The 5396-nt window shown below is 33.4% G+C and carries 5 protein-coding genes; 2 read left to right on the forward strand and 3 right to left on the reverse strand.

The features are described from left to right. Positions 1-86: 86 nt before the first annotated feature. On the reverse strand, positions 87-383 hold the full coding sequence (locus tag IRT38_RS07365; protein WP_194597329.1) for a hypothetical protein: 297 nt from the start codon (positions 381-383) through the stop codon (positions 87-89). Between the two features lie 108 nt (positions 384-491). On the opposite strand from IRT38_RS07365, the gene IRT38_RS07370 reads away from it, so the two are divergent. Continuing rightward, complete coding sequence (locus IRT38_RS07370; RefSeq protein ID WP_194597332.1) at positions 492-632, forward strand: hypothetical protein; 141 nt, start codon at positions 492-494, stop codon at positions 630-632. A gap of 499 nt (positions 633-1131) precedes the next feature. On the opposite strand, the gene IRT38_RS07375 is transcribed toward IRT38_RS07370, so the two are convergent. Further along, positions 1132-2061: a hypothetical protein gene (locus IRT38_RS07375; protein WP_194597330.1), complete on the reverse strand. Its 930-nt coding sequence runs from the start codon at positions 2059-2061 to the stop codon at positions 1132-1134. Between the two features lie 640 nt (positions 2062-2701). Between IRT38_RS07375 and IRT38_RS07380 the strand changes: the two genes are divergently transcribed. Continuing rightward, on the forward strand, positions 2702-3793 hold the full coding sequence (locus IRT38_RS07380) for a DUF6670 family protein (RefSeq protein ID WP_194597331.1): 1092 nt from the start codon (positions 2702-2704) through the stop codon (positions 3791-3793). 788 nt (positions 3794-4581) lie between these two features. Here the strand turns inward: IRT38_RS07380 and IRT38_RS07385 are convergent. Continuing rightward, positions 4582-5265, reverse strand: coding sequence for a pirin family protein (locus IRT38_RS07385; protein WP_112986144.1), 684 nt, complete (start codon positions 5263-5265; stop codon positions 4582-4584). Between the last annotated feature and the right edge of the window lie 131 nt (positions 5266-5396).

Below are 5396 nucleotides of genomic sequence, written 5' to 3' on the forward strand. Positions count from 1 at the left end.
TAAGAACAAACTTTATCTCGGTAGTCATGGGATTTTTCCAGTTATAGGGTTACTGGATCGTAAATGATCAAGAGGGCTTCATAAACTCAATTCTTCCGTCGAGAATTCCTTCGTTCTTTTAAAAAGTGTAAGTTATCCAAAATAGGGAGGACTTCATTTGGATCATAATGATGCTTGCCATCATTTCCTTTATTAAAAATACGGAGATGGTCTATAAGTGACTTTCTGGATATTGGGTATCTTTCTAATAACCAAGCAACGTCAACTCTTCTTGGTAATTCTTCAGATTTTAACTCAATGATCTTGCAACCAGCTATTTCATCGCCCAAGTAAAGTTCGGGAGGGGAGTCGCCTTCAAGTACAACGATGTATTTCTTTTTCATTCTTTATTGCTCTACTTTTTTAAGTGAGAATAGATATTTGTTTAAATTCTAAATGAAGTATGTAGTCTATATAAATAACTTGATGAGAGTTGATTGTTAAAGAGATTGATGTACGCTCAATGCAAGTTATATATTCTGCTGATTGCACTTGTTGCTAAGTCAGGTAATGAAAAGGGTAGGTTACCCCCAATGGGTTATGACCCTAATTTCCCTATTGCAGATCAAACAGCGGCTATGAATATTAAGTAAGGGGTACAACAGAATACGAGTCCAGCATCACCGCCCGTTCCGAAGGAGGTTTCAACCGGTCTACAAAGTGTTGAAATTATGAGAGCTAATGATAATTTATAATTAAATATTAAAATTCATTACTGAACACTCAGAGCTTCGGTAAGTGTCAGTAGTGAATCAATTTATACTGTTTTATTCAGTTTTTTGCAATATAACACAATTTCTATGATGCTTGATATGATCGCCCAACATAACCCAATAGTTGGGTCAATTGTGCCTAGAATATTTAGTGTCACCACTATCACTAGGATAAGAAAATTTAAATACAACTTATTATCCTTAAAAACGGATTTTATTTTAGATGTTGTATTGGTGTCCTTTTATACAGAACCGTGAGCAGACCTGAAGATCTGCTGCATCACTATTAGTTTCCTTGTGAGCGAAGACATTTTATATCAATTCTTCTGCAAGACAAGGGCTATTTCAGAACATCACCAAAAATTAAGGTGGTTACGTGTTAAGGTCCAAAATCATAATTTAATAAATAATTGTATAAAGCAATTCGCACATGTGATTCAATTTCAAGAAATTCTTTACGATACTCTGACATTGGGAAATCTGTTAAGACTCTATCCATATAAAATAAATTACCTGTGTGTGTAATAGTGCTTCTTCTGCTGTAAAACTCATTAAGTAACTTATTAGTATTTTCAGTATCAAATTCAGAATATTTTTCCATGAAAGCCTTAAATTTTTTGGCAATGGAATATAATAGAGCGTTACAGGTTTTACATTTTTCAGGTTTATTCTCGCTTTTACTATCCTCAAAGGCTATGAGGCTTTCTATACAACTTATGAAGCCCACTACAGACATGCTTGAGCTAATGAGCATGATTTGTCGCATTTTATTAAAAAGAATTATGGATGTGCTGTATGCTTTTCTGGCATTATTATCGAGTTTGAAGTAATTCTCAAAATAACTAAAAGCAGTATCTTGGATTTCGATGAAAGACATTGTTGAGTTTTGCCTAAATGAAATTCTATTAGGTACTTTTCTTATTTCAAATTTAGTTGAATTGTCAGTAAAAGTATCAGATTTTATGAAATTTGAAGGGAAAATCTCATGTTCACCAATGATTAGATTACAGGGTTGGTTCGTAGAAAGAGTAATTAATGCAACTATTTCATTAAGAAAATTAATATGACTATTGTTATTTCTTCTCGCTTTTACGATATCAGATGTATTTTTTTCTAAATAAATATCTGGATTGCAATATTTATTATTAAACTCAATATCCATGAATTTATTCTTTAAATCAGATGGTGTATCGCTTTCCAAAAATTGAAATACATCTTTAAATTTGTAATAACCACAAATTCTTGAACCAGTTTTGATTGTAGTTTTATAAATAATATCGCTCAAAATTTTCCCCTGTATTTCTTCCATAATAATTTACCCCTGGAAGGCTAACGCCATTATATCTAATTCCTTGAAATTTATCTTATGTTGAGCAATCAGCAGCTAAACGCTAGATAACTCTAGTCATTCGCCTTAGCGGTCACAACGATAAGTGATAGGAATGACATGAGCATTACAGAATAAATGATGGTAAAGAATAGGTATGAGCTGGTATCGTAAGCTGGAATAATTTGTACACTGATATGTACACTTTGTATTTAAATTATAATAATAGTGATATAAATCAATATATTGAAATTTAATTTGGTATTGGATATACCTACCAAAATTCACTGTTAAATCAGTATATTAAAGCCCACTCAAAAGTGGGCTTTTTTATTTTCGGAGTATTTTTGGGGGACTCCGTTCGGTTTTAATGTGAATAAGTACAATAAATCGCCGTATTTTGAACTTAAAAAATCACCTAAAACTGACACGTTGCGGCTTCGATTCTTCATGCCCTTGTAGGTAGTGATCCGTCATTTTTAGATGTAGCTAAAAAATTAAAAAGAGAAATTTTGATGGCATCAAAAAATAGTGTGATGACCTGTATTAACGTTCAATTAGAAAAAACCAAGTTCTAATATGGAACTTTTTTTGATATCTACTAATTTAAGGTTATTCATTTATGCCAGTTTCAAGTCAATCAAAAAATAAGGTATTTAAAGATAAGATTAATCAAAAGATAGCAAAGATATCTGGTGATTTGCTCGGTGCCGTAACATCGGATCGGCAAGAGTTATTGCCTAAAGATTACGATTTAAGTCCACATACTGAATTTAGACGTTATGGTAGTACTCAATATGGCGTAATGATTCCTGATCTACCTGAACCATATCGATATTTATCTTGGGCATCAGTTCTCGGTTATGTTGGTTTTCCAATAACTGACTCTGAATATCAATTATCTCAAAGAGGTAAAGGAGACACAGCCTCTCTTGTTCATGGCACAGCTTTATCAACGACGGATGAGGCTTATAGAGTTTATTCTGTTCATGATGATATTGAATTCAGCAAAGATCCTTTCTCAGTCAATTTTAAGAATGAAACTGTATTGAAAGAATCCCCAAATGGGTATCTTCTCATCACAAATAGGGATGATCTCAAGCTTGAAATAGAGCTGAAGCCCACAAAGGCTGTAACATGGTTTGCTTACAGTTCGTTGTATAAGCATTTCAGTGTTTTGATGCAATATGAAGGCAAAATGATTCACAAAGGTGAAACGGTTGAATTAAAAGGTCTGTGTACATTGGAGTCGTGGAAGGCTGTTGCAACATCAATGCTAAAAAACAAGTTGCTTGTTAATCATATTCAACTTCCGGTAAAGATATTCAGTTACCAAGTTATTAATTTAGATGAATGCCAACATTTGTTGCTAGCATTCATATGTTATGAAGATCAACCAATCTTAACCGCTGTTTATTATCGTCATATCGATGGTACATCTGTTCAATTTAATGGTGATGTTTTATTTGAGGTTTTGAAAAATAAAGCTGAACCACAGATTACACCTGATGGATATAGTATGAATGTACCAGAAACATTTAAATGGATTGCTTATCATAATGAACAGCAGATCTTGGAGATTTATGCTGAAGTGGATACACCATATTGCTATGGTCTGGCAGCAGGATTTGTCAGTTCCTACAAGTGGGGTGGTAGTTTCAAAGGTAAACAGTGTCAAGGTAGAGGATATCTAGAGTTTATCGATAGAAGTTAAACTAGTAAATATGTGTCAAACCACCACCATGCTGTCTTTTATACCGAAAGGAAGCAAAATGAATTTCTAACGTGGCAACGTAAATATGAGAGACATATCAGAATGAATGGTTTGTATTTAATATAAAAAAGATAAAATATCTTATAGATTTAAAGAACATGCTATTTAATCTATTAATTGAAAAATAACTATGATTAAGCTTAGTTAAAATTGCAAAGCATTTAACCCTAGATTTTGTAATTTAATGCTACTTGACCGAGATTAGTATTGGTGATAATTTAATCAATAAGGGAGTCATATACTATTTAGGATTAAAGAGAAATCTTTCCTAAATGAACAAAGATATGACAACCTGAATACACAGCTAACAACGAACGAAACAATTTTGATTGTTTTTAAAAATGTTCAAGGTTGTAGAAAAGCCCGTTAATCGGGCTTTTTTAATGCCAATTTTTAAAAGAAAATCTAAGTTATATTGGGGAACAAAAATTAGAGTAGCAATAGGGGATTGTGGTGCTGATATTGATTATTTTAGTCTTTACAATTGGTTTGGTTTTCTTAATCTTATTAGCGAAGAAAGTTAAGTCTATACAGGATAATGCTGATTATAGTCATTCATATTCTTCAACAACTTCCGCATCTAATTCATATTTGGAACGTGACGATCGGCATTCTGATGAATGTCGTTCTAGTGATGAATCAAATTCGGATTCTAACAGTTGTGATAGTAATAACCATGATTAAAAAAACTCGTACCTCAGAGGGAGAGATACGAGTTAAACTTCGACTTATGGTAGGTCAAACCAAATCATTTGGGCATCTTCAAGACCCTTGATTGTTGCACTCTCATCAAACAGTAAAGCATCGCCAGCTTTTACATGATGATCAGCAATCATAACTTCACCAGAAACCACGTGAACATAGTTCACTTTTTTCGTTGCTGTGATTTCTAATTGTTGATCTTTCTCAAGTACAGCTGTTTTTACTTCAGCATTTTGACGAATCAACATTGGTGCAGATTCATCGCCTGCGATTAGATGCCATTGGTTAGGATGATCCTTTGGGTTGAGCTGAATTTGCTGATAAGTCGGTGCAGCATCTTGAACATTTGGTTGAATCCAAATCTGTAATAGATGTACTGCTTTATCATGCTTATTCATTTCACTATGGGTTACACCTGTACCCGCACTCATTAATTGCCATTCACCTGCATTAATTTGACCTTCATTACCCATACTATCTTTATGAGAAATGGTGCCATCTAGTACACAGGTTAGAATTTCCATATTGTCATGCGGATGCGTACCAAAACCATTATGTGCTGCAATCGTATCGTCATTAATTACACGTAATGCACTCACACCCATGTATTTCGGATTGTACCAGCTACCAAATGAGAAACTATGGTAAGTATCTAACCAGCCAGCTTTTACATGACCGCGATTTTCACTACGATGTAGATAAGCATTCATCTTTCATCTCCTAATTCTTATGTTTTGCTTGATAGTAATAATATCGATTCATAATGGTTATAAATAGTCTTTAATTGCGACATATTGTTCTATTTGTGGAATGATTGTTTACCATGGACTCTTATTAAGAT

Origin of the sequence: Acinetobacter sp. SK-43, from assembly GCF_015351505.1 — a bacterium.
GTDB lineage: Bacteria > Pseudomonadota > Gammaproteobacteria > Pseudomonadales > Moraxellaceae > Acinetobacter > Acinetobacter junii.

What these genes read in the sequence shown, in the direction of transcription:
- IRT38_RS07380 (WP_194597331.1), top strand. Translation starts at nt 2,702, where the DNA reads ATGCCAGTTTCAAGTCAATCAAAAAATAAGGTATTTAAAGATAAGATT.
- IRT38_RS07365 (WP_194597329.1), bottom strand. Translation starts at nt 383, where the DNA reads ATGAAAAAGAAATACATCGTTGTACTTGAAGGCGACTCCCCTCCCGAA.
- IRT38_RS07375 (WP_194597330.1), bottom strand. Translation starts at nt 2,061, where the DNA reads ATGGAAGAAATACAGGGGAAAATTTTGAGCGATATTATTTATAAAACT.
- IRT38_RS07385 (WP_112986144.1), bottom strand. Translation starts at nt 5,265, where the DNA reads ATGAATGCTTATCTACATCGTAGTGAAAATCGCGGTCATGTAAAAGCT.
- IRT38_RS07370 (WP_194597332.1), top strand. Translation starts at nt 492, where the DNA reads ATGTACGCTCAATGCAAGTTATATATTCTGCTGATTGCACTTGTTGCT.